This window comes from Streptomyces sp. NPDC033177 (assembly GCF_055577715.1).
In genome coordinates, this window is record NZ_JBVIPS010000004.1 from 417537 (window position 1) to 437278 (window position 19742).

Annotated in this window: 26 protein-coding genes and 1 pseudogene; 15 read left to right on the forward strand and 12 right to left on the reverse strand. The window is 67.9% G+C overall.

What is annotated here, in order from left to right; translation table 11 throughout:
• Nucleotides 1–13 precede the first annotated feature (13 nt).
• Nucleotides 14–334 (forward strand): hypothetical protein, encoded by a 321-nt coding sequence (locus ACZ5U5_RS16780; RefSeq protein WP_469021853.1) that lies wholly within the window; start codon nucleotides 14–16, stop codon nucleotides 332–334.
• Nucleotides 335–504: 170 nt separating this feature from the next.
• Here the strand turns inward: ACZ5U5_RS16780 and ACZ5U5_RS16785 are convergent, their stop codons facing one another.
• Nucleotides 505–1095, reverse strand: coding sequence for a TetR/AcrR family transcriptional regulator (locus tag ACZ5U5_RS16785; protein ID WP_469021856.1), 591 nt, complete (start codon nucleotides 1093–1095; stop codon nucleotides 505–507).
• A gap of 87 nt (nucleotides 1096–1182) precedes the next feature.
• On the opposite strand from ACZ5U5_RS16785, the gene ACZ5U5_RS16790 reads away from it, so the two are divergent.
• The 4 genes from ACZ5U5_RS16790 to ACZ5U5_RS16805 all read left to right on the forward strand — a co-directional run bounded on the left by ACZ5U5_RS16790 (nucleotide 1183) and on the right by ACZ5U5_RS16805 (nucleotide 4043).
• Nucleotides 1183–2196, forward strand: a complete 1014-nt coding sequence (locus ACZ5U5_RS16790; RefSeq protein ID WP_469021858.1) for a saccharopine dehydrogenase — start codon at nucleotides 1183–1185, stop codon at nucleotides 2194–2196.
• 201 nt (nucleotides 2197–2397) lie between these two features.
• Nucleotides 2398–2949, forward strand: coding sequence for a GNAT family N-acetyltransferase (locus ACZ5U5_RS16795; RefSeq protein ID WP_469021861.1), 552 nt, complete (start codon nucleotides 2398–2400; stop codon nucleotides 2947–2949).
• A 213-nt stretch (nucleotides 2950–3162) separates the two neighbouring features.
• Complete coding sequence (locus tag ACZ5U5_RS16800; protein WP_469021863.1) at nucleotides 3163–3555, forward strand: metalloregulator ArsR/SmtB family transcription factor; 393 nt, start codon at nucleotides 3163–3165, stop codon at nucleotides 3553–3555.
• Nucleotides 3552–4043: an SRPBCC family protein gene (locus tag ACZ5U5_RS16805; protein ID WP_469021865.1), complete on the forward strand. Its 492-nt coding sequence runs from the start codon at nucleotides 3552–3554 to the stop codon at nucleotides 4041–4043. Before ACZ5U5_RS16800 ends, ACZ5U5_RS16805 begins: the two co-directional genes overlap by 4 nt.
• Before the next feature lie 145 nt (nucleotides 4044–4188).
• Here ACZ5U5_RS16805 and ACZ5U5_RS16810 read toward each other — a convergent pair.
• A pseudogene (locus ACZ5U5_RS16810) lies at nucleotides 4189–4357 on the reverse strand (IS701 family transposase); the annotation flags it as partial.
• 64 nt (nucleotides 4358–4421) lie between these two features.
• Nucleotides 4422–4793, reverse strand: coding sequence for a winged helix-turn-helix transcriptional regulator (locus ACZ5U5_RS16815; protein ID WP_469021868.1), 372 nt, complete (start codon nucleotides 4791–4793; stop codon nucleotides 4422–4424).
• Between the two features lie 116 nt (nucleotides 4794–4909).
• On the opposite strand from ACZ5U5_RS16815, the gene ACZ5U5_RS16820 reads away from it, so the two are divergent.
• Entirely contained in the window at nucleotides 4910–5749 is an 840-nt protein-coding gene (locus ACZ5U5_RS16820) for an SDR family oxidoreductase (protein ID WP_469021870.1), read from the forward strand.
• Nucleotides 5750–5771: 22 nt separating this feature from the next.
• On the opposite strand, the gene ACZ5U5_RS16825 is transcribed toward ACZ5U5_RS16820, so the two are convergent.
• Complete coding sequence (locus ACZ5U5_RS16825; protein ID WP_469021873.1) at nucleotides 5772–6779, reverse strand: helix-turn-helix transcriptional regulator; 1008 nt, start codon at nucleotides 6777–6779, stop codon at nucleotides 5772–5774.
• Between the two features lie 100 nt (nucleotides 6780–6879).
• On the opposite strand from ACZ5U5_RS16825, the gene ACZ5U5_RS16830 reads away from it, so the two are divergent.
• Nucleotides 6880–7278 (forward strand): VOC family protein, encoded by a 399-nt coding sequence (locus ACZ5U5_RS16830; protein ID WP_469021876.1) that lies wholly within the window; start codon nucleotides 6880–6882, stop codon nucleotides 7276–7278.
• 318 nt (nucleotides 7279–7596) lie between these two features.
• On the opposite strand, the gene ACZ5U5_RS16835 is transcribed toward ACZ5U5_RS16830, so the two are convergent.
• The gene (locus ACZ5U5_RS16835; RefSeq protein ID WP_469021878.1) at nucleotides 7597–8202 is read right to left on the reverse strand and encodes a TetR/AcrR family transcriptional regulator; all 606 of its coding nucleotides are present in this window, start codon (nucleotides 8200–8202) and stop codon (nucleotides 7597–7599) included.
• Nucleotides 8203–8311: 109 nt separating this feature from the next.
• On the opposite strand from ACZ5U5_RS16835, the gene ACZ5U5_RS16840 reads away from it, so the two are divergent.
• Nucleotides 8312–9001 carry a nitroreductase gene (locus ACZ5U5_RS16840; protein ID WP_469021881.1) on the forward strand — a complete coding sequence of 230 codons (690 nt, stop codon included), beginning with the start codon at nucleotides 8312–8314 and terminating at the stop codon, nucleotides 8999–9001.
• Nucleotides 9002–9218: 217 nt separating this feature from the next.
• On the opposite strand, the gene ACZ5U5_RS16845 is transcribed toward ACZ5U5_RS16840, so the two are convergent.
• On the reverse strand, nucleotides 9219–9647 hold the full coding sequence (locus ACZ5U5_RS16845) for a YunG family protein (protein WP_469021883.1): 429 nt from the start codon (nucleotides 9645–9647) through the stop codon (nucleotides 9219–9221).
• A 281-nt stretch (nucleotides 9648–9928) separates the two neighbouring features.
• Between ACZ5U5_RS16845 and ACZ5U5_RS16850 the strand changes: the two genes are divergently transcribed.
• Complete coding sequence (locus ACZ5U5_RS16850; RefSeq protein WP_469021885.1) at nucleotides 9929–10630, forward strand: DUF4232 domain-containing protein; 702 nt, start codon at nucleotides 9929–9931, stop codon at nucleotides 10628–10630.
• A 220-nt stretch (nucleotides 10631–10850) separates the two neighbouring features.
• The gene (locus tag ACZ5U5_RS16855; protein ID WP_469021887.1) at nucleotides 10851–11285 is read left to right on the forward strand and encodes a hypothetical protein; all 435 of its coding nucleotides are present in this window, start codon (nucleotides 10851–10853) and stop codon (nucleotides 11283–11285) included.
• Nucleotides 11286–11553: 268 nt separating this feature from the next.
• On the opposite strand, the gene ACZ5U5_RS16860 is transcribed toward ACZ5U5_RS16855, so the two are convergent.
• Entirely contained in the window at nucleotides 11554–12216 is a 663-nt protein-coding gene (locus ACZ5U5_RS16860; protein WP_469021890.1) for an O-methyltransferase, read from the reverse strand.
• A 70-nt stretch (nucleotides 12217–12286) separates the two neighbouring features.
• Here ACZ5U5_RS16860 and ACZ5U5_RS16865 point away from each other — a divergent pair, with 70 nt between their 5' ends.
• The 5 genes from ACZ5U5_RS16865 (at nucleotide 12287) to ACZ5U5_RS16885 (ending at nucleotide 15699) form a co-directional block, all read left to right on the forward strand.
• Nucleotides 12287–12961 carry a TetR/AcrR family transcriptional regulator gene (locus tag ACZ5U5_RS16865; RefSeq protein ID WP_469021893.1) on the forward strand — a complete coding sequence of 225 codons (675 nt, stop codon included), beginning with the start codon at nucleotides 12287–12289 and terminating at the stop codon, nucleotides 12959–12961.
• Nucleotides 12958–13329: a hypothetical protein gene (locus tag ACZ5U5_RS16870; protein WP_469021895.1), complete on the forward strand. Its 372-nt coding sequence runs from the start codon at nucleotides 12958–12960 to the stop codon at nucleotides 13327–13329. The genes ACZ5U5_RS16865 and ACZ5U5_RS16870 overlap by 4 nt, the downstream gene beginning before the upstream one ends.
• A 269-nt stretch (nucleotides 13330–13598) precedes the next feature.
• On the forward strand, nucleotides 13599–14294 hold the full coding sequence (locus ACZ5U5_RS16875) for a L,D-transpeptidase (protein ID WP_469021898.1): 696 nt from the start codon (nucleotides 13599–13601) through the stop codon (nucleotides 14292–14294).
• 260 nt (nucleotides 14295–14554) lie between these two features.
• Nucleotides 14555–15103 carry an EF-hand domain-containing protein gene (locus ACZ5U5_RS16880; RefSeq protein WP_469021901.1) on the forward strand — a complete coding sequence of 183 codons (549 nt, stop codon included), beginning with the start codon at nucleotides 14555–14557 and terminating at the stop codon, nucleotides 15101–15103.
• A gap of 44 nt (nucleotides 15104–15147) precedes the next feature.
• Nucleotides 15148–15699 (forward strand): EF-hand domain-containing protein, encoded by a 552-nt coding sequence (locus tag ACZ5U5_RS16885; RefSeq protein WP_469021903.1) that lies wholly within the window; start codon nucleotides 15148–15150, stop codon nucleotides 15697–15699.
• Between the two features lie 44 nt (nucleotides 15700–15743).
• On the opposite strand, the gene ACZ5U5_RS16890 is transcribed toward ACZ5U5_RS16885, so the two are convergent.
• From ACZ5U5_RS16890 to thiE, 5 genes are all read right to left on the reverse strand, one after another.
• Entirely contained in the window at nucleotides 15744–15995 is a 252-nt protein-coding gene (locus ACZ5U5_RS16890) for a hypothetical protein (protein ID WP_469021906.1), read from the reverse strand.
• A 69-nt stretch (nucleotides 15996–16064) separates the two neighbouring features.
• Nucleotides 16065–17444, reverse strand: coding sequence for a purine-cytosine permease family protein (locus ACZ5U5_RS16895; RefSeq protein ID WP_469021908.1), 1380 nt, complete (start codon nucleotides 17442–17444; stop codon nucleotides 16065–16067).
• Nucleotides 17441–18130: a thiaminase II gene (gene tenA / locus ACZ5U5_RS16900; protein WP_469021911.1), complete on the reverse strand. Its 690-nt coding sequence runs from the start codon at nucleotides 18128–18130 to the stop codon at nucleotides 17441–17443. The genes ACZ5U5_RS16895 and tenA overlap by 4 nt, the downstream gene beginning before the upstream one ends.
• Before the next feature lie 5 nt (nucleotides 18131–18135).
• Nucleotides 18136–18978, reverse strand: a complete 843-nt coding sequence (thiD, locus tag ACZ5U5_RS16905; protein ID WP_469021913.1) for a bifunctional hydroxymethylpyrimidine kinase/phosphomethylpyrimidine kinase — start codon at nucleotides 18976–18978, stop codon at nucleotides 18136–18138.
• Nucleotides 18975–19613, reverse strand: a complete 639-nt coding sequence (thiE, locus tag ACZ5U5_RS16910) for a thiamine phosphate synthase (RefSeq protein WP_469021914.1) — start codon at nucleotides 19611–19613, stop codon at nucleotides 18975–18977. Before thiE ends, thiD begins: the two co-directional genes overlap by 4 nt.
• Nucleotides 19614–19742: the final 129 nt, after the last annotated feature.

A 19742-nucleotide genomic window follows, 5' to 3' on the forward strand; every position in this document is an offset into this window, starting at 1 on the left:
CCAAGGAGGAGTGATGGGCGTGTTCGCAGGGAGGACGGCGCGGCTGGTGGTCGGCAACGGTGGTGAGGCGCCGCTGGATCTGATGCTGGAGCCCTGGGGCGATGTTCGCCGGATCCTGCCGAAGAACAAGTGCGTCGTTGTCACTCATTCCTCTTCGGTAGATGGTTCATGGCCCGGAACGCGGCTTGGTGACGAGCCGTTCGAGGTCGACCATCGGAGCGATTCGGTCACGGTGTGGGCCAACGGCCACTGCTTTCACCTCAGTGACAGGCAGGGCAACGAAATCGACCCGTACGTCTACGGGGGATGCCCTGCCCAGAACCAGGTGACCTGAAGGTGTGCTTGACCTGCTTGAGCTGACCAGCTGACGGTGATGCGGCGCCGCATGCTCAGGCGTCGAGCCGGTTCGGGAATGCCTCGCGGCCGCTGCTCATTGCCCCTGCTCAGGAGGTGCTTTCGAGTCTTGGCACAAGGAACGACCTCACTCCGAGCGAAGACCTACGGCTAACGGTCGGTCCGGGTGTTGAGGCTGCCCGTGATGAGGCCGGTCAGTGCGGTGACCGCGTCGTCGGCGGATGCCCGTCCTTGGTTCAGCTCGACGGCCATCGCCTCGGCCGCGCCCAGCACTCCGACGCACCGTAGCCGGAGGGCTTCGGGTGCGAGGCCGGAGTGCGGCAGCAGGGCGGCGGCCATCAGCTCCGTGTAACTGTCGAGCATCTCGCGCTGGGTCGCCTCCATCTCCGGATTTCCTTTCAGCGCGGCGGAGATGGCGCCGAGTTCTGGCATGTCCGTGGAGCAGGCGAAGTAGGCGGTGCTGATGACGCGGGCGACCACCTCGGCGATGGGTGCGGCCTCCTGCAACGCCTGTGCGATCGCGGCTTGGTGGCGTTCGTCGAGGCGTCGGTAGAGCGCGAGCAGCAGGCCGGGGCGCGTGCCGAAGTGGTCGTACACGATCGGCCTGCTCACCCCGGCTCCCTCCGCGAGGGTGACCAGAGTCAGACCGTCGGTTCCCTGGGAGCGCACGATCGTCACGGCGGTGTCGAGCAGCTGCTCGCGCCTGGCCTGCTTGGACAGGCGGGTCGAGGTGGTGGCCATGGTCCTCCGTTGTGTCGTCCTCCAGACTATGTTACAAAACGTAGGCTACAAAATGTAGCTTCGGCTTCATGGATGCGAGGACTCACCGTGGAACAGCCAAAACCCGTACTGATCCTGGGTGGTTCGGGGCAGGCGGGCTCGGATACCGCCGCTCTGCTGCGCCAGTGGTACCCGAACCTGCCACTGACGATCGCCGGTCGCGACATCGGCCGCGCACAGCGGGTGGCCGACGAACTCGGCGTCGCCACAGCCGTGACCATTGACCTGCGGCGCAGCGATCTCGGCCTCCCGGCCGAGCACAGCTATTCGGCGGTGGTCGCCGCACTGTGGGACGACCACCTGAACGGGCTGCACTACGCACAGGACCACGGGTTGCCCTACCTCAGCATCTCCAGCGGCCTGGTGGAGATCGCACCGGAGATCGTCGCGGGCGCGCAGCGGGCAAGCGCCTCCTCGATTCTGGTGGCCAGCCACTTCTGCGCCGGCACCGTCGTCCTCGCGACGCTGGCCATAGCCCGGGAGTTCCATCGGGTCGACAGCGTCCGGATCGGCGCCGTACTGGACGAGTTGGACACCGGAGGGCCCGCGGGAACAGCGGACCTGGAGCGGTGGGCCAAGGTCACCACGGCGGGGACGGTGCGCCGTGACGGCGTCTTCACGTGGGTCACCGGCTCCGATGCTCAGGTGGATGTGCCCTGTACCGACGGCGTCGTCCTGCCTGGCCAGAGCATCGCCATCCTTGACGTACCAAGCCTCGCCCTTGCGACCGGCGCAGCAGACGTCCGCTTCGACATGGCCGTCGGTGAATCTGCGGCCCGGCGCCGCGGCGGCCCCTCATCCACCGAGATCCGGATCGAACTCGAAGGCGTGGGCCCAACGGGCGCCCCGCTCAGCACAAGCCGCTACCTCACCCACCCGGCAGGACAACGCCCCCTGACCGCACTCGGCATCGCCCTCGGTATCGAGCGGCAACTCGGTCTGCGTGGCGAAGCCGTCTCACCGGGCATCCACACCCTTGAAACCCTGATCGACTTGACCTACGCAGCCGAGCGGTTGGTGGAGATCGGCGCCACGTTCGTGGACGCACCCGGCGACAACTGAACACCCGGCCGAGGCGACCGCAACGCCGGGTCCCCCAAGGCGTACGGTGTGCGGTTTACAAGGTCGCTTCTCAGATGAGTGCCTTGATGCTGGTGTGCAGGTCGGTCGCCCCTACCGTGATGGGGGTTGGGCGAAAGGCGACTCCGTTCTGGCTCTTGCCCTTTCGGATCACCGTTGCGGGGGTGAGGTAGGTTGCCCGCCATGACTGAGCTCGGACCCGTCGCCTGGCTACCTGCTCCGATAGAGACCCAGAGGCTCGTGCTGCGCGAGGCCGAGGCCCGCGACCGTGCGGAGTTCATCGAACTGTTCGCCTCGCCCGAGGTGCGCGCCCATCTCGGTGGCCCTCGTCCGCGTGATGAGCTCGAACGCTCGGTGCCCGAGGTACCTGGGCGGCGCCCTGGTCTCTTCGTCATTGCGCTCGAGGGGAAGATGATCGGCACGATCACGCTTCTGGACCGGCGCGACGCAGAGCGTCCGGGACACATCCGTCCGCAGGCAGGGGAGGCCGAGCTCGGTTACATGTTCCTGCCCGGAGCCTGGGGGCGCGGGTATGCCGCCGAGGCGTGTGCAGGGGCACTCGACTGGTTCGCCAACGCGTTCCCCGGCGAACCGGTGGTGCTCTGCACCCAGATCGCCAACAAACGCTCGATGCGCCTCGCGGCGAAGCTGGGGTTCAGCGAGGTGGAGCGGTTCGAGGAGTGGGGCGCCGAGCAGTGGTTCGGCGCGTGGACCCCGGCCTCACCGCACGGTTGAGCCAGCCCAAAGTCCCACCGGCTCCATCGGTTGAGTAGAGGATGCGCCGGCGAGGAGCGAGACCCAGACTCGCCGACAAGATCACGACGAGCGGACGGTGCATTCAACGACGGGCAGACCGACGGAGCACCATTGCGTCCGGCACCGCCTGGTGCACACATCCGATCTGGGACTGCTCCTCTGGACGCGTAACCTATCAGTTACGCTTTGGGCGTGGACGACCTGAGCAAGGTGGCCGACGCCATCGCCGATCCGGTGCGCCGGGAGATCCTGATGATGTTGCGCCCCACCTCGCTGACGGTTGGCGACATAGCTGCCCGGTTCTCCATCAGCCGCCCTGCGATCAGCCGGCACCTACGCGTACTGCGGGAGAACGGCCTGGTCGAGGACCAGCAAATCGGCCGTCATCGGCGATACTCCCTGGTCCGTTCCCGGTTGGGTGACCTCGCCGCTTGGATTGCCCAGTTCGACACCCAGCGGGTCGACTGGGCGCCGCGCCTGGCGGCGTTGGAGACCGAAGTCCACCGCACCCGACGGGACCGTAATCGAGCTGAGCCCGCCACCGATCAGCCCACCGCGCGCCACTCCAAGGAGGACACGGCATGACCCCCGAGCCCACCGGACGACTGATCCCCACACCAACGGGGCACGACCTGATCCTTGTTCGCAGCTACCGCGCCTCCGTCGACGACGTCTGGGCGAGCGTCACCGAGGCGGAGCGCACCGCCCGCTGGTTCGGCCCCTGGCGCGGCCACGGGGCGGTCGGCTCCACCGTCGAGGTGCAGATGGCGTTCGAGGAGTCGGCGCCCTGGTGCCCCCTGCGCATCGAAGCCTGTGAACCGCCGCGCCGACTCGCCGTCTCGATGGAGGACGAGGCCGGATCCTGGTCGATGGAGCTGCTGCTGGCCGAGAGCGGCGGCACCACCGAACTGCGGCTGATCCAGCACCTAGCCTCCACAAAGCACCTTGGCCAGACCGGCCCGGGCTGGGAGTACTACCTGGACATGCTCACCGCCGCCCGCACGGGCGGGCCACGCCCTGACTTCGAGGACTACTACCCCGCGCAGAAGGCTTACTTCGAATCCTTGGCCTGAGCGTGTCGCTTTGTCTCTGAGGTGGAACAGCGAGTCGTTCTGCGGCGGAGCGACGTGGTCCCCACGAGCACGCGCTGCTCGTGGAGTGACGTGCTCCCCACGAGCACTGGCTGTTCGTGGACCAACGGGGCTCCACGAGATGGGCGTGGTCGCGCACATCGTCCAGGGCTGCGTCGGCGTCCCGCTCGATACGGTCCGGCAACCGGTAGATGCGGCCCGGACCACTGTGTCTGGCCTCCTCGGCCAGTGCCCAGCCGTTTCTTGCGTTCCAGCGGCGCGACCAGCCTGTGCATGTGGGCCAGCGGCGGCCTTCTGCTCTTCCCCGGCAGTGCGGAAAGGAATCGTGGGGCAATGGTGAGGCAGTGATGGGTGATTGCGTTACGCCGGACTGGGCGGGGGCAGCCGCTCGGTGATCCGGTCGAACAAGTCCGTCAGCGGTTCGCTGATGTGCCGCCCGAACTCGCTCAGCCCGTAGGTGACTTGGGGTGGCGTCGTCGGCTCCACCGCCCGCCAGACCAGACCGTCCTTGACCAGCGCGCGCAGGGTCTGGGCGAGCATCTTCTCGCTGACGCCCTGGATGCTGTCCCGCAGCTCGTAGAACCGAAGATCGCTGTTTCGCAGAGAGATCAGTACCCAGATGCCCCACCTGCTGGTCACGTGGTCGACCATGTCCCGCGCGGGGCAGTCGGTGTGAAACACCTCATACCGGGGGCCCGCTTCGGCCCCTGTCAGCTGCGCGCCTTCCTTCATGTCCGGAGCTTACCTCTGGGTATGTTCTTACGGAAAGTAAGCCCGGCTCCTAGCGTCAACTTCCGCGGTGCACAACCACCGTGCATAGCCAGTGCACAACAGACTAGGAGCTGAACATGATCGTGGTGACCGGGGCTACCGGGAATGTGGGCCGGCCTCTGACGCAGGCTCTGGCCGAAGCGGGCGAGCAGGTGACGGCGGTCTCGCGCAGCGCGGCGGCGGTGCCGCACGGCGTACGGCACGCGGCTGCCGACCTGGCCGAACCGGCGAGCCTCAAGCCGGTGTTGGAGGGCGCGAAGGCGCTGTTCCTCCTGTTGTCGGGTGACCTGCACGCCCCCGAAGCCCGGCCCGCCGACATCATCGACGTGGCCGCGTCCTGCGGCGTCCGCCGGGTCGTCCTGCTGTCTTCGCAGGGCGTGTCGACCCGACCGCTCGGCCCGACGCGGGTCGCCATGCGCGCGCTGGAGGACGCATTGGGGGCCTCCGGCCTGGACTGGGCCGTCCTGCGCCCGGGCGGCTTTGCCTCCAACGCCCTGGCCTGGGCGGAGTCCGTCCGTACGCAGCAAACGGTCGCCGCACCGTTCGGCGACGTGGGCGTGCCGGTCATCGACCCGGTGGACATCGCCGAGGTCGCGGCGGCCTGCCTGCTGGACGCGCGGCACGCCGGAGGGGTGTACGAACTGACCGGGCCGAAGGTGATCACACCGCGTCAGCAGGCGCAGACGATCGCCGCCGCGCTCGGATCGCCCGTACGGTTCGACGAACTCACCCGCGACGAGGCCAAGGCCGCAATGACCCGGTTCGTGCCCGCCGAACTCGCCGACGACACCCTGGACATCATCTCCGCCCCGACCCCGGCCGAACTGCGGATCAGCCCGGACGTGCAACGCGTACTCGGCCGCGCCCCGCGCCCCTTTGACGCCTGGGTCGCCCGCAACATCGCCGCTTTCCGCTGAGACACCTCGATGAGTCGGGTCGCTAGGAACACTCGGCCCGAGCGGAGTGCACGAGCCGTTCGGCGAAGGCCTCGACCAGCTCGCGCAGCTCGTCCGGGCGCTCAATGACGAACGGCCGGTCCATCGAGGCCAGTACGGCAGGCAGCCAGTCGAGCCGGTCCACGCGCATCTCTACGCGGCACCACGGCTCATCCGGCGCATCCGCGCCGTCCGGGATCTTCCGGGTCGGCAGCTCCTCCACGCGCGCGACGCTGGAGGGAAGCCGGGTGTGCAGGTGCTCGGCCGTGGCGTGGACGCGCAGGGTCACCGCATGCCGGTACGGAGCCGTCGCGAGCCCTGTCAGAACGCGCTCGGCCGGGTCGAGGCCGGCGGGCGGCTCGAACGAGCCCGGCAGGGTCCGCACGTCGGTGACGCGATCCAGCCGAAATGTGCGGTCCTGGCCGCCGGACGAGAGGTCCGCCCCCGTCACGTACCACTTGCCGGAGTGGGCGACGAGCCCATAGGGGTGCAGGGTGCGTTCGCTGGGGCGGCCGTTCGTGTCGGTGTAGCGGATCGAGATCGGCCGGTGGTGGTTCACCGCGTCGGCGACCGCCAGCAGGACTCCCGGGTCCGGCGCGAGTGTTTCGCCGGGCCGGGCGGTGAAGGCAAGGGAGGCGAGCACGGCGTCGAGCCTGAGCCGCAACCGCTCGGGCAGTACGCGGCGGATCTTGGCCGTCGCCGTATCACTGGCCGTACCGGTGGCGGCCGTCAGGCCGGCGCGCCGGCCCGCGACCAGGCCGAGCAGCACGGCCAGCGCCTCGTCGTCGCCGAGCATCAGCGGAGGCATGCGGTGGCCGGGGGCGAGCCGGTAGCCGCCGTAACGGCCCCGGACCGCTTCGACGGGGACATCGAGGTCGACGAGGTGGCTGATGTAGTGCCGCACGGTGCGTTCGTCGACGTCGAGCCGGTCGGCGAGTTCGGACGCGGTTCTGATGCCGCCCGACTGCAGGAGCTCCAGGAGGGTGAGGACTCGGGCGATGGGACGAGGCATGTGCGCAAGTCTCCCCGATATACCGGGCGGGTTTCGCCCGGTATTGGTCATAGCCTCAGGTCGGAAGCACGCAACGACCGCATCGACCAGGAGAAGAGCCATGCACTTCGTCTCTGTCCGGATCATCACGAGCAATGTCGCCCGCCTCGTCGACTTCTACGAGCGCGCCACCGGCGTGACCGCCGACTGGGCCAACGAGGACTTCGCCGAGCTCAGGGTCGCCTCGGCGACCCTGGCCATCGGCAGCACGCGCACGATCCCGCTGTTCGCGCCCGGATCAGCCCGCCCGGCCGACAACCACAGCGTCATCCTCGAATTTCGCGTCGACGACGTGGACCGTGTGCACCAGAACCTGACCGGCTTCGTGGAGGACTTCGTGACCGAGCCCACCACGCTGCCCTGGGGCAACCGCTCGCTCCTGTTCCGCGACCCCGACGGCAACCTGGTCAACTTCTTCACCCCCGTCACACCGGCGGCCCTCGCAAAGTTCGGCCGCTGAGACCGGCCTTGGCTGATCTCGGCGCCGGAGTAGATCTCGATGGGGCGGGTGACTCCCGCGCAGTGTCCAGGGACTGGCTGAACCACTCGATGGCCTCGGACGTGAGGTCGCCCCCGGCGAGGCCCAGGCGCCCTTCGGCGGTGAGCGCGGCGAGGAACGGTGCGGGCTGTCGGGGGATGCGGTGGCCAGGAGCAGTACTGCACTGCGTTGGGTGGGGCAAAGTGTCGGCCCGCCGTCAGCGATACGCGGCCTCCCACGCCGGGTCCTGATCACCTGCACCCTGGCGCTTCGGGTAAGCCTGCGCCGCCTTCTTCTCCCTCAGCTTGATCCCGGCAGAGCTTGATCGAGGAGAACTTCCGCCGCCGCCCACGCATGTCGGCCGTAGTCCGCTTCGTCGAGCACCATGGCGCGGCTGGCCGCCCCGTCCGCGAGGGTGGCCAATTGTTCGGCGAGTGAGCGGGGTTGGCGGCAGCCCAGCTCTGTCACCAAGGCGACGATCAGTTCCACCATGCGCAGTTTCTGCTCGCGGGCGTAGGAGTGCACTGCGCTCTGCGGGTCGGGGAACTCCGCTGCGGCATCGATGAACGGACACCCGCGCACCGGATCCGCGTCTGCCTTCCCCTGGTCGAACAGCTTGCGGATCCGGTCACGCGGCGGGATGTCCTCGCGGGTCAGCCCGGCTTCCAGGGTGGCCCCCGACGTTACGAGGCTCTGCAAGTGGGCGATGACAAGGTCGTTCTTGGTGCGAAAGTGGGCGTAGAGCGTCCGCTTGGACACCGGAGCTTCGTCCGCGACCTGTTCCATGCCGGTCGCGTTGATGCCCTGAGTCGCAAACAGCCGGGCGGCGGCAGCCAGAATGCGCTCCCGCCCTCCACGCCCTCGTCGAGGGGATGCGGTAGACGTCGCACTCGCGGTCGTATCCATGCCGTAAGTATACGCATCCGTTTACTTCAGCTGGGAGGTCGCGCTAGGGTGACGCCACCGATGTAAACGCCTCCGTTTACATTGGCTGTCTCTGTCGCCAAGGAGCCCCATGAGTACGTTCGTCCCCACTGAGCTGAGCGGTTGTGCGGAGAAGCTGATACGTGGCCGCCATGCGACCCGGGCGTTTCGTCCGGATGCCGTACCCGACGACACGATGCACAGGATCTTCTCGCTGGCCGGCACCGCGCCGTCCAACTCCAACGCCCAGCCGTGGCAGGCGGAGGTGGTGAGCGGAGCGGCCCGTCAACGGCTGACCGCTGCCTTGCAGACGGCCCACGCCGGAGCGCGCACCACTGCGGACTTCCCGTACTCCGAGGAGATGTATGCGCAGGTGCACCAGGAGCGTCGGGCGGCGTTCGGCGCCGAACTGTACGGGGCGCTGGACATCGGTCCCGATGACCACGTGGCACGTGCGGCATACGACGCGCAGAGCCTGCGGTTCTACGGCGCGCCCCACGCGGCGTTCCTCTTCGTCCACGGCGATGGACAGGCGCGCCTGGCCGCGGATGTCGGCGCCTACATGCAGACACTGCTCCTGGCGATGACCGCGTACGGCGTGGACAGCTGCCCGCAGGGGTTGTTGAGCTTCTACGCCGACACCGTCCGCACTGAACTCGGCGTCACCGGGGGGAGGCTGCTCGTCGGCATCTCCTTCGGCTATGCCGACGAGTCCGCACCGGTGAATCGAGTGAGGACCCAGCGCGCTCCAGTCGAGTCAACTACGGCCTTCCACCGCTAGATGCACTGTTCGGGCACGTTGGATTAGTGATGACGAGCCTCGGAAGTCTCGTGCCACATACGGTACGAGTCCGGCCGTGCTTGCGATGGCTTTCCCGATCCAACCACTGACCAACGTCCCGGTCCGGTCCAAGCCGTTGGGCGAGTGGAGTGCGTGCGATGTGAACCGCCTCGCCACCACCCGCCTACGAGACCACCCGCCTGCGAGCCGAACAGGTTCACGCCAGCTGACGAGACACATCCGCAGCAGCTGTTGCCTGTTGTTGATGGAGCTTCTCCAAGACACGGTCACGCAGAAGCTCATACTCCTCGCGGAGCCTGCGCCACTCGGTCACGGGCGGGCGAGGGATCACGATGCCTTCGGTGACGATCTCCTCCGGCCTGAACTGCTCGCGGGTGAGGTCGATGTCGATGCCCATGCCCAGTCGGTTCCACCAGTGGTAGTCCACTCGCTCTCCGTTGACGTGGACCTCGCCCCGGATCAACTCGCCTCCCAGCAAGTCATTGAGCACCATGGCGGTCACTCCGCACTGGTCCCGGGCCGGATTGTCCTTGGTCCATTGTGAACGGAATTCAGGCGTGCACGTTTCGGCACTCCAACTGCTGCGAACGGCTCGTTCGATGTCGGTGAGAAGCAACGGTGTCATGCCGGTGATCCTGACAGCAGGCACTGACAATGGCCGGGTGCCGGAAGGCACGGCAACCGCCCGCTGCCGTCAGTACGGGCTTCTGGCACAGCTCTTGGGTTCTGGTGCTGCCTGGGAATGCGCGGGGGCGCGGTTGCGGGGCGAGAGTGGGAGCGGGGGTGGTGGGGGGGCTTTGTTAGGCGGACGTTAGCGGGACGGCAACGAGGCAGTAGCGGCCTGCAGCAACGTGGGTGTTGTTCCCAGGAGGGAGCACCCCTGACGAATTAGCAAAGGATCCTTCCATGCGCTCTCACGCCACCTCCACTGGAAACCGCCGTCGCACGCTGCGTGTGGCCGCCGCGGCTCTGACCGTGGCCGCGGGCCTGTCCCTGACCGCCTGCGGCAACGGCGACTCCGCGGCGGACGCGTCCGCCAAGGGCTCCTCGTCCTCCTCTTCCGGCGGCGGCGCGAAGACGGAAGGCGGCTCGGGCTCCGGCAGTGCGGCGGGCAGCAACGCCACAGCGGGCTCGCAGAAGGGCTCGGGGAAGGGCGCCGCGGACAAGGTGGCCACGAAGGGTGCGGCGCAGACCGGCACCAAGGTCTCCTTCTGCAAGAGCGAGGATCTGGCCATTAACGCTGTTGATGCTGCGCCTGATGAGACGTCCGGCAGGATCAACATCACGATGATCAACCGAGGTTCGGCCACCTGCTCGGCGACCGGATTCGCGGGTGTGGACATCAAGGACGCGGACCACACCTCAAATCCCATCGAACGTGGCTCCGCACAGCCCCGCATCACCACACTCAAGCCCGGTGACGCCGCTGTCTTCAACCTCGCTTACACCATCGACAGCAGCGGCAACAGCCTTACGTCCCCGACCCACATCCTGGTGACGCCCCCGAACGAGACCCACACCGTGACCTTGGAGTGGCCCGAGACCGCGGGAGCCATCAAGGGTGCATACACCGACGTTCAGGTCTTCCCCACCCACACCACGAAGTAGGGCTCGCGCCCGCGGCGGCCTCGGGGGCCCGGGCCACGTTCGAGACCCTGCACCTTCCGGTATCTCGGCGGTCTCATGGCCCAACAGAACGCGTGTGGCTGACGGTTTGACCGGTCAGCTGCAGCGGGAGGGGACGGCCGCCGAGGGCGAGGTCGCAAGCTGGCCTAGCCAGGGGCTGCCCGGCCGATCATGATTGCGGGCAGTCGGGCATGATGCCCGGATGAGCATCATCGTGAAGTTCTTCGTGGCGCCGGACGACATGGCAGCGGGGTCGGCCCTCCAGACTGGGCCGGGACAGGCATTCGAGTCGCTCTCCGTCGGCAACTTCGATCCCGAAGAGGCCGTGGTCGAATGGGAATGTCTTCTGACTGGTGGCAGCTTCGAGGAACTTGTCGATGCCGGTGAGCCTCGCGTCGTCGCCAGCCAGGACGATGACGAGTGCGTCGTATTCACGATCTCGCCTCGCCTGTCCACGGCACTCGCGGAAGCGGAGCCCTCCAGGTTGCGTGACGTCGCTGCCTCGTGGGCTCATTTGCGTGCGGAGGAAGGTGAGGTCATCGACACTGAGATCGCGGAGGCGATCGTGAGTGATCTGGCTGCTCTGGTCAGCAGCGCCCGTCGCCAGGACCAGGGCGTCTACTGCTGGGTCGCGTAGGAGTTCATGTTCGGAGCCAACTGGCGACCGCCGCCGCGGTGGCGGTGCCCGGGTTGGTGTGCCGGATGCCCCGCCATCGCAGGTACTCACGGATAAGGCTGTTTCTGTAAGCCTTGTCGGCAGGTGCGGCTGTCGGGCTTCTTGCGCTGCCGGCCCAGGCTCCGCGAACCGACCCGTCACACAAGTCCCGCAACGGACGCCGCCTTCCTCCAGGCGGAGCCCCGTCGGAGAAGGCGACACCCGTGACTGATTACTACGTCCCACAGATCTAGAGGCGGCAGCTGATCTCCATTCCGTCCTCCACGGGGAACGTGACGCTCTGGTAGCCGTTCTGGGGGTTGCGGACGTAGTCGAGGTAGGGCGCGAGGTCCTCCAGGTCGACGTCGTCGGCGACGACGAGGGTGCCGGGCGCGAGGCGTGGTTCGAGGAGGCGCAGTACGGGCAGGCACAGATCCTTCCAGCCGTCGAGGAGGACGAAGTCCGCGGCGTCGGCGACTTCGGTGAGCGTGTCGCGGGCGTCTCCTTCAAGGACGGTGATCAGGTCGTCAAGCCCCGTCTCGGCGAACGTCCGGCGGGCGGCTGCGGCCTTGGCGGCGCTCAGTTCCGTACTGATCACGCGCCCCACCCCGTTGTCGCGCACCGCGGCGGCAAGGTGAAGCGTGGAGATGCCGAAGGACGTGCCGAACTCGACGACGGTGGCGGGGCGGATGGCTCGAATCAGGTTGTAGAGGAGGCGGCCGCCCTGGGCGGAGATCGGCATGTACACCTCCGCTTTGGCGTCGGCCTGTTCCTGCGGGCTGAGGGGTGCGGAGCCCTGGGGCCATGCCGCGCGGATCTGCCTGCTGGTCGCCTCGTCCTGCTCGGCATGCCGGAACATCCGGTCGAGGGCGGAGGCGACGCGGGGGTCTTCGAGGGTGCTGGTGGCTGTCATGAACCTAGACTAGACGCACCGTTGCGTAGCGTCTAGAGGTTCTGGCCTACTCTGACCCCAGGAGGCAGACATGGAACGAGGAAGTACGGCCGCAGCGGCGGCCGGGCCCAAACCGGCGGCACGCCACCACGGCAACCGGCACGGCCGCAGCGAACAGGCCCGGCAGGCAGTGCTGGAGGCGGCCGACGACCTCTTGGTCGAGAAGGGCTTCACCGGCGTCACCATCGAGGGCATCGCCGCCCGGGCGGGCGTCGCCAAACAGACCGTCTACCGCTGGTGGAAGACCAAGACCGAAATCCTCCTGGACGCCTTCCTCCAGGACGCGGCCGAAGCCCTGACCCCGCCGGACCATGGCGACCTGGCCCCGGACCTGCGCGCCCACCTGCGTCAACTGGCCTTGTTCCTCACCCAGTCCGACGCGGGCGCCGTCTTCAAGGCCCTCATCGGGCATGCCCAGCACGATTCCGCGTTCGCCGCCGCCCTGCGGTCCGGGTACCTCGATGAACAGCGCCGACGCGACCAACTCCCGCTGGAACGCGCGGTCGAACGCGGCCAGCTCGCCGCCGGAATTGACATGGCGGCGGAGATCGACCAACTCGTGGGACCGCTCTACCACCGCGTCCTGGTGACGGCGGAACCCGTCGACCAAGCTTTCACCGACCGCCTCGTCGAGGCGTTTCTGCGCCGCGCGGATGTAGCGGATGTGGCGGGCGTAGCCGACGCAGGGGAGATGGGGAGCAGATGACTCTGAAGGTAGGCCAGCGTGTGGTGTTGGCAGCGGACACCCGGCTGACCGATTCGGCCGAGGTGTCGGGGGTCGTCGTCGGGTTCCTGTCTTTGGCGGCGGGCACCGGCGGAACCGTCGAGCAGGTCGTCGGCCACCAAGAGGAGAGCGACGACGTGCGCGAGTACGAGCGTCTCAAGTCGCTGCTCGACGCCTTCGGGGCCCAGATGCCCACGGAGAGCAGGAGCCAGCTCGAAGCGAAGATCGCCTCTCTGGAACCCGCGTGGATCGCCTTCCAGGAACGGGGGCCCAGCGTGAGCGTGCGGGTCCGCTTCGACAACGGGTTCATCCTCGATGGGGCCGATGAGGACGTCTTCGCCCCTGCCTGAGGGTGCGTCCGCGTCACGGGTCAGACGTCTCTCTCGGCGCATACGGGCCGAACAGGGGCCCGCCGAGTTCACGCCTGCGCCTTACGGCCCGGCCTCACCGACACGACCGTCATTCGCGCCGTGGGGGACTGTGTCGGGCGGCCGTCCCGTCGACCGGCCGTCCTCTGTTACATACCTGTGTCGGTTTGTCCTACAACGAACGTCGGGTCCGTGTCGTCTAGCAGGTGGGTTCGACCCGCGGACCAGTGACGATCGAGGAGTGGGCAGCAGTGGGGGACATACGCAGACGAGGAGCCGTGGCTCTGGGGATCACCGTGCTGGTGGCTCCGCTCACGGTGGCGCTCGGCACGGGCAGTGCTCAGGCAGCGTCGTGCTCGACACAGACCGGCCCGTACCAGAAGCAGGTCGAAAAGTTCCTCGGCCGCCCGGTGGACGGCAAACAATCGGCAACCGACTGCAAGGCCATCAAGGCCTTCCAGACCAAACACAAGATCACCCCGAACGCCGGGTACGCGGGCAGCGTCACCTGGGGCGTCATGAACCTCATGAACAAGCAGAGAGCCGTGGGCAACAACCCCACCAAGGCCGGCAAGTGCCCGACCAACAAGGGGCGCATCGCCTGTGTCGACCTGACGCTCCAGCTCAGCTGGATCCAGGACGGCAAGACCCTCAAGTACGGCCCGGTCCCAGTGCGCACCGGCCGCAACGGCCACGAGACCCGCACGGGCTTGAAGAAGGTCTACTGGCGCAACATCGACCACGTGTCGAGCATCTACCACGTGCCCATGCCGTACAGCCAGTTCTTCGACGGCGGCCAGGCATTCCATTCGGTCGGCATCAGCGTCTGGTCCCCGCCGGGCTCCCACGGCTGCGTCAACATGACGAAGAAGGACGCCGTGAAGTACTGGAACATGCTGCGCAAGGGCGACGACGTCTTCGTCTACGGCCGCAAGCCGGGCACCTGATCCGCCGTCTCCGCCGTCTCCGCCGGCTCCGCCGATCCGACGCCCCCCGGCGGGGGTGCGGTACCCCGCGCGCTCGCAGGTCGCTGCCATCGGCGCATGCGCATGCGTCAGGTCGGTGTCGGCGCGGACCAGCACCGGGTCGGTCTCCGGCGCCACGCGGAGACCATGGCACTGAGATCGAGGAGTGGCCCTCCCGGCCCTCACATCGACGGCCGGGAATAGGCCTAGTCGAGCGGCTGACGCGCTTCTACCGTGCGCCTATGAATGAGCTGCGTGTACGCAAGTACGAGCGGTGGTTCAGCGCCGCAGACGTCGACGGCGACCGCGCGATAACGCGGCAGGACGTAGTCATGATGAGCGAACGCTACGTCCAGGCCAGGGGCCTCACCCCCGACTCACCTCAGGCACGGCAGATGTACGACACCATGAACGAGTTCTGGGTGTCCGTGATAGCCCCCGCCGACGCCGACAAGGACGACAGGGTGACCTCGGCAGAGCTCACCCAAGCGTTCGCCGCCGCCTTCGCCGATCGCGCTCACTACCCCGAGGAGCTCGCACCGGTCGCAGACCGATTCTTCGACCTGGCCGACGGCAACGGCGACGGCGCAATCAGCCGCACCGAGTTCACCCACATCTTCGGAAGCACGGGACGCGCCACCGACGCGGAGTGCGCTGAGGTGTTCAACGCACTCGACCTCGACTCCTCCGGAGCCCTGTCGCGGAGCGAGTACCACAAAGCCGTCGCCGAGTTCTTCTACGGCAACGATCCCAACTCGCCGGCCAACCACATATTCGGCCGCCTCATGTAGGAAGAATCCCGATCAACCACCGCGTTCAAGGAGACGAGACCACCATGGTGCAGGACAGCACCGAACGGAAGTTCACCTCCCTGTTCAACTGGTTCGACCGCACCGGCGACGGTTACCTCACCCGCAGCGACTTCCAGCAGATCGGCGAGGTATTCGCCGCGGTAGCCCCGGACGAGAGCAACAAGGGCGCGCTGCGCGACGCCTTCATGCTCTGGTGGAACGTCATGGGCGAGGCCGGCGCCCTGGACACTCAAGGCCGCATCGGGCGCCAACAGTTCATCACCGCCATGCACTCCCACATCGCCGCCGATGCCAAGACCGTCGAACGCCTGGTGTTGCCCATCATCGACGCACTCATGCGCGCCCTGGACACCGACAAGAGCGGCATGCTCACCGCTGATGAGTACGTGCGCATGTACGACGCCCTTGGGATCGACCCAGGCACCTCCGGCGCGGCCTTCCAGCGCCTTGACCGCAACGGCAGCGGCACCATCACCCACGACGAGTTCCGTACCGCTATCGAAGAGTTCTACCTGAGCACCGACACCGAGGCACCCGGCAACTGGTTGCTCGGATCGCCACTGCCGCGTGGCTGATCGGTCCCGATGGGCACCGGGTCTTCATGCCGCTTCGGTGGCCGTTAACCCGTGTGTAGCCGCAGCCAGCCGTCGAGAGCGGCAAAGTCCTGGCTCGTGATGCCTTGTCGGGGGTCGATGCGATAGGGAAGGGCCGGGCCTAGGTGCTGTACCTCCATCCAGGTCCGGTCGGCGTCCGTGATCTCGTCATCGACCCAGGCGAAGGGCCGTCCGGCTGCCCAGCGGAGGAGGTTACGGGTCTTCCAGTGCAGCCCGTCCTTCTCGTCCTCGTCGGATGGCTCGGGCCAGGTCACCATGGGCAATTGATTCTGGCAATCAGCGGAAGCTGTTGCCGCGTTGCCCCGAAGGGAAGGACCAGGCTGGTCTCAGGTCGAGATGTGCCGACGCCTGCGGCCCACTGCCAGGGTGGCGAGGGCAGCTACCGCGAAGGAGAGCAGGGAGGCGCTCATCCATGGTTGGACGGTAAGGCCCACGGCGTCCTGCAGCCAGGCCCAGAAGTCGGACCAGCCGGCGATGTTCGTGGGCGCGATCAGTTGGTAGGTGGCGAAGCCGAGCGTCCAGGGCAGCAGCATGACCCAGCGGGTGGGGGCCTGTTCGGAGACGTCCCAGGTGCGGTGGCCGCCGAGGACGAAGAAGTCCACTACCAGGACGGCGAACATCGGGATGAACACCGCGCCGATCAGGTAGAGGAAGCTGGCGTAGCTGTCCATGTTCACCAGGAGTGCCAGGGCGGTGGCCAGGGTGCCGCTGATCAGGCACAGGATGCGGCGGTCCGCCCGGGGCAGCAGGTTCTGGGCGGACACGGCGGTGGAGTAGACGTTGGCGAAGGACTGGTCGACCTCGCGGAGCACCAGGACGCCGAAGCAGATCACGCCGACGCTGGTGGCGGTGAATGGGTCGAAGACCTTATACGGGTCGGTGCTGTCGAACGCGATCATCGCGAGGGCGGCCACGCCGAGGACCGAGCCCGCGACGCCCGCGAGGGTCTGGCCGATGACCAGGCCGCCGAACGCCGCCTTCTCGCTGCGGGAGTGCCGTGAGTAGTCGGCGACCAACGGCAGCCAGGAGATCGACACGGCGATCACGCTGTCGGCGGCGAACCAGAAGTCCTTCCAGGAGCCGCCCTCCATCGGGATGCCGCGGCCGGCCAGGTCCCAGCCCAGGTAGGCGATGGCCAGGACGACGGCGATGGTGACGTAGCGGCGGATGATGCGCAGGGCGCCGAGCGGGCGCAGCGTGAGCGCTGTCGTCACCGCGCCCGCGATGAGCACGTACAGCCAGCCGGGGCCCGGTTCGCCGAAGGCCTGGCGGGCCAGGATCTTCAAGCCGGTGGAGATGACCACCAGTTCGAAGACGGCCCAACCGACCATCTGCAGCACGTTGAGGACGGTGGGCAGGTAGGACGCCTTCGCGCCGAACAGGCCGCGCAGGAGCACCATCGAGGGCGCGCCGGTACGGGCCCCGGTGATCGCGGCAAGACCGAGGGCGACGGTGCCGATCAGGGTGCCGACGACGGACGCGGTGACGGCGGCGGTGAACGACAAGGTCGGGCTGCCGGTGCCCAGCGGGTCGAGGACGACCAGCATGCCGCTGAAGCCGAGCAGGCTGACGCCCAGGTTCGCCCAGAACGTGCCTTGGTCCAGGCCGCTCAGGACCTTGGGGGTGGGCTGGTCGAGGGTGAGCGGCGCTTCGTTCGCCGGGACCGGTTCCGGTGTCGGCGTGGTGGCTTCGCTGGTGATCGTCACTTGGCGGGCTCCGAAGCGTGGGCAGGAGCGGTGCCGAATGGCCAGGACTCCACGCGCCAGGCGGCGTCCCAGAACATCCACTCCCAGGTTGATGCGGTGGTGAAGGCCGTTCGCATCCGTGCGCGGGTGGCCGGGTCGGCCTGGTCCGCGAGCCGGTTGACGATCTGCCGGGCGTGTTCGGTGGCAGCCTCGAACTCCTCGTCGGCGTACGTGCCGATCCAGTCGCCGTACGGGTGGGCGGCGAGGTCGCCGGCCTGCTCCAGGAGCGCGCGGCCCACCTCGGCGTAGATCCAGAAGCAAGGCAGGACCGCGGCGGCCAGCTCCGGGTAGCCCTGGGTGTGGGCCACGGAGTGCAGGTAGGAGGTGTATGCGGTGCAGGTGGGGGAGGGGGTCCAGGCATCGACGTCGACGACGTTGCTCTCGTGCAGGGAGCTTTCGACGACGACGGCGTCGTGGGCGGACTTCGCGAAGAACGCGATGTCCTGCGGCCGGTCCGCCTTCGCGGCGGCGCTGGCCAGTGCGCGGGCGTAGCCGCGCAGGTAGTGGGCGTCCTGGGCCAGGTAGTAGACGAACTTCTCCCGGTCCAGGGTGCCGTCGCCGAGGCCGGTGACGAACGGCAGCTTGTCGATGGCCGCACGTATCTCGGCCGTGGCCGTCCACAGCTCGTCGCAGAACGTTGTGGTCATGGTGCTCAGCTCCAGTACTGGTGGAAGTGGTGGACGGGGCCGTGGCCGTGGCCGACGCGCAGGGTGTCGGCCGCACGCAGGGCCCCGGTCAGGTACTCCTTCGCGGCGCGGACGGCGGTCTGCCAGTCTTCGTGCTGCGGGCGGAGGGCGGCGATCGCGGCGGAGAGTGTGCAGCCGGTGCCATGCGTGTTGCGCGTGTTCACGCGCGGCGCGGACAGTTCGGTGACGCCCGCGCCACAGACGCCTGTGGTGTCAGGAGCGTCGGTGGCGTCGACGAGGATGTCGACGGATTCGGCGTCGTGCGTGTGGTGGCCGCCCTTGAGGAGGACGCGCTTGGCGCCGGCTTGGAGGAGCGCGCGGGCCTGCTCGACGGCGTCGGTCCGCTGCTGCGCGACGGCGACGCCGAGGAGGTCGCCGGCCTCGGGAAGGTTGGGGGTGATGAGATCGGCGAGCGGCAGGAGACGGTCGCGCAGAACCGTCACCGCATCTGCCTCGAGGAGGCGGTGACCGCTGGTCGAGACCATGACGGGGTCGAGGACGACGTACGGGGGGCGGTGCCGTTCCAATGCGTCCGCGACGGCTGTGGCGATGGCGGCGTCGGCCAGCATTCCGATCTTGACGGCGTCCACCCTGACGTCGGCGAACAGCGTGTCGAGCTGCTGGGTGACGAACGCAGGAGGGACGGCATGGATGCCGGTGACGCCTTGGGTGTTCTGTGCGGTCAGGGCGGTCAGAACTGCTGTTCCGTAGGCGCCGTTGGCGGAGAACGCCTTCAGGTCGGCTTGGATCCCGGCGCCGCCGGAGGGGTCGCTGGCGGCGATGGTGAGGGCGATGGGCGGGCTGGTCATGCGGGGACCTCCGGTCGCAGGGTGTGGGCAAGGGAACGCGCTGCGGCCTCGGGGTCGGGCTGTCCGCAGACCGCGCTGACGACAGCGATCCCGGCCGCGCCGCTTGCTCTGACCGCGGCGGCCTCGGACATGCCGATCCCGCCGATGGCCACGCACGGCAGCGGGCTCTTTCGGACGATCCGGGCAAGGCCGCCCAGACCCAGTGGGGTATCCGCGTCCGGTTTGGTGGACTGCTCGAACACCGGACCGACACCGAGGTGGTCGACGGCATCCGGTACGTGTGCCAGTTGCTCGGGACGGCTGACGGACAGGCCGACGTAGGCATGGGGGCCGAGCTGACGCCGGGCGGTCGTGGGGGAGACGTCCCGCTGCCCCAGGTGGACGCCGTCCGCGTCCAACCACACCGCCACATCCAGGCGATCATTGACGATCAAGGGGACACCGGTGCCCGCGAGTTCGGCCTGGATCGCCCGGCCGAGCGTGAACAGCGTGCGGGCATCCGCGTCCGGATCGCGCAACTGGACAGCGGTGACACCGCCCTTGACGGCGGCTGCCACGGTAGCGGCAACACCGCGGTCGCGGCAGAGTCGGCTGTCGGTGACGAGGTAGAGGGACAGGTCAAGTGGTGGTCGCATGGGTTGCTCCTTGGGGTCTCCCGGCCGGGGAAGGGCGTGGGAAACACATCGGGAGGTGCAGGGGAAGGGGGCTAATGTGTAGGAACGTTGAAGTGTCCACGGGGGCAAGGTGTGTGTCCGCGAGGACTG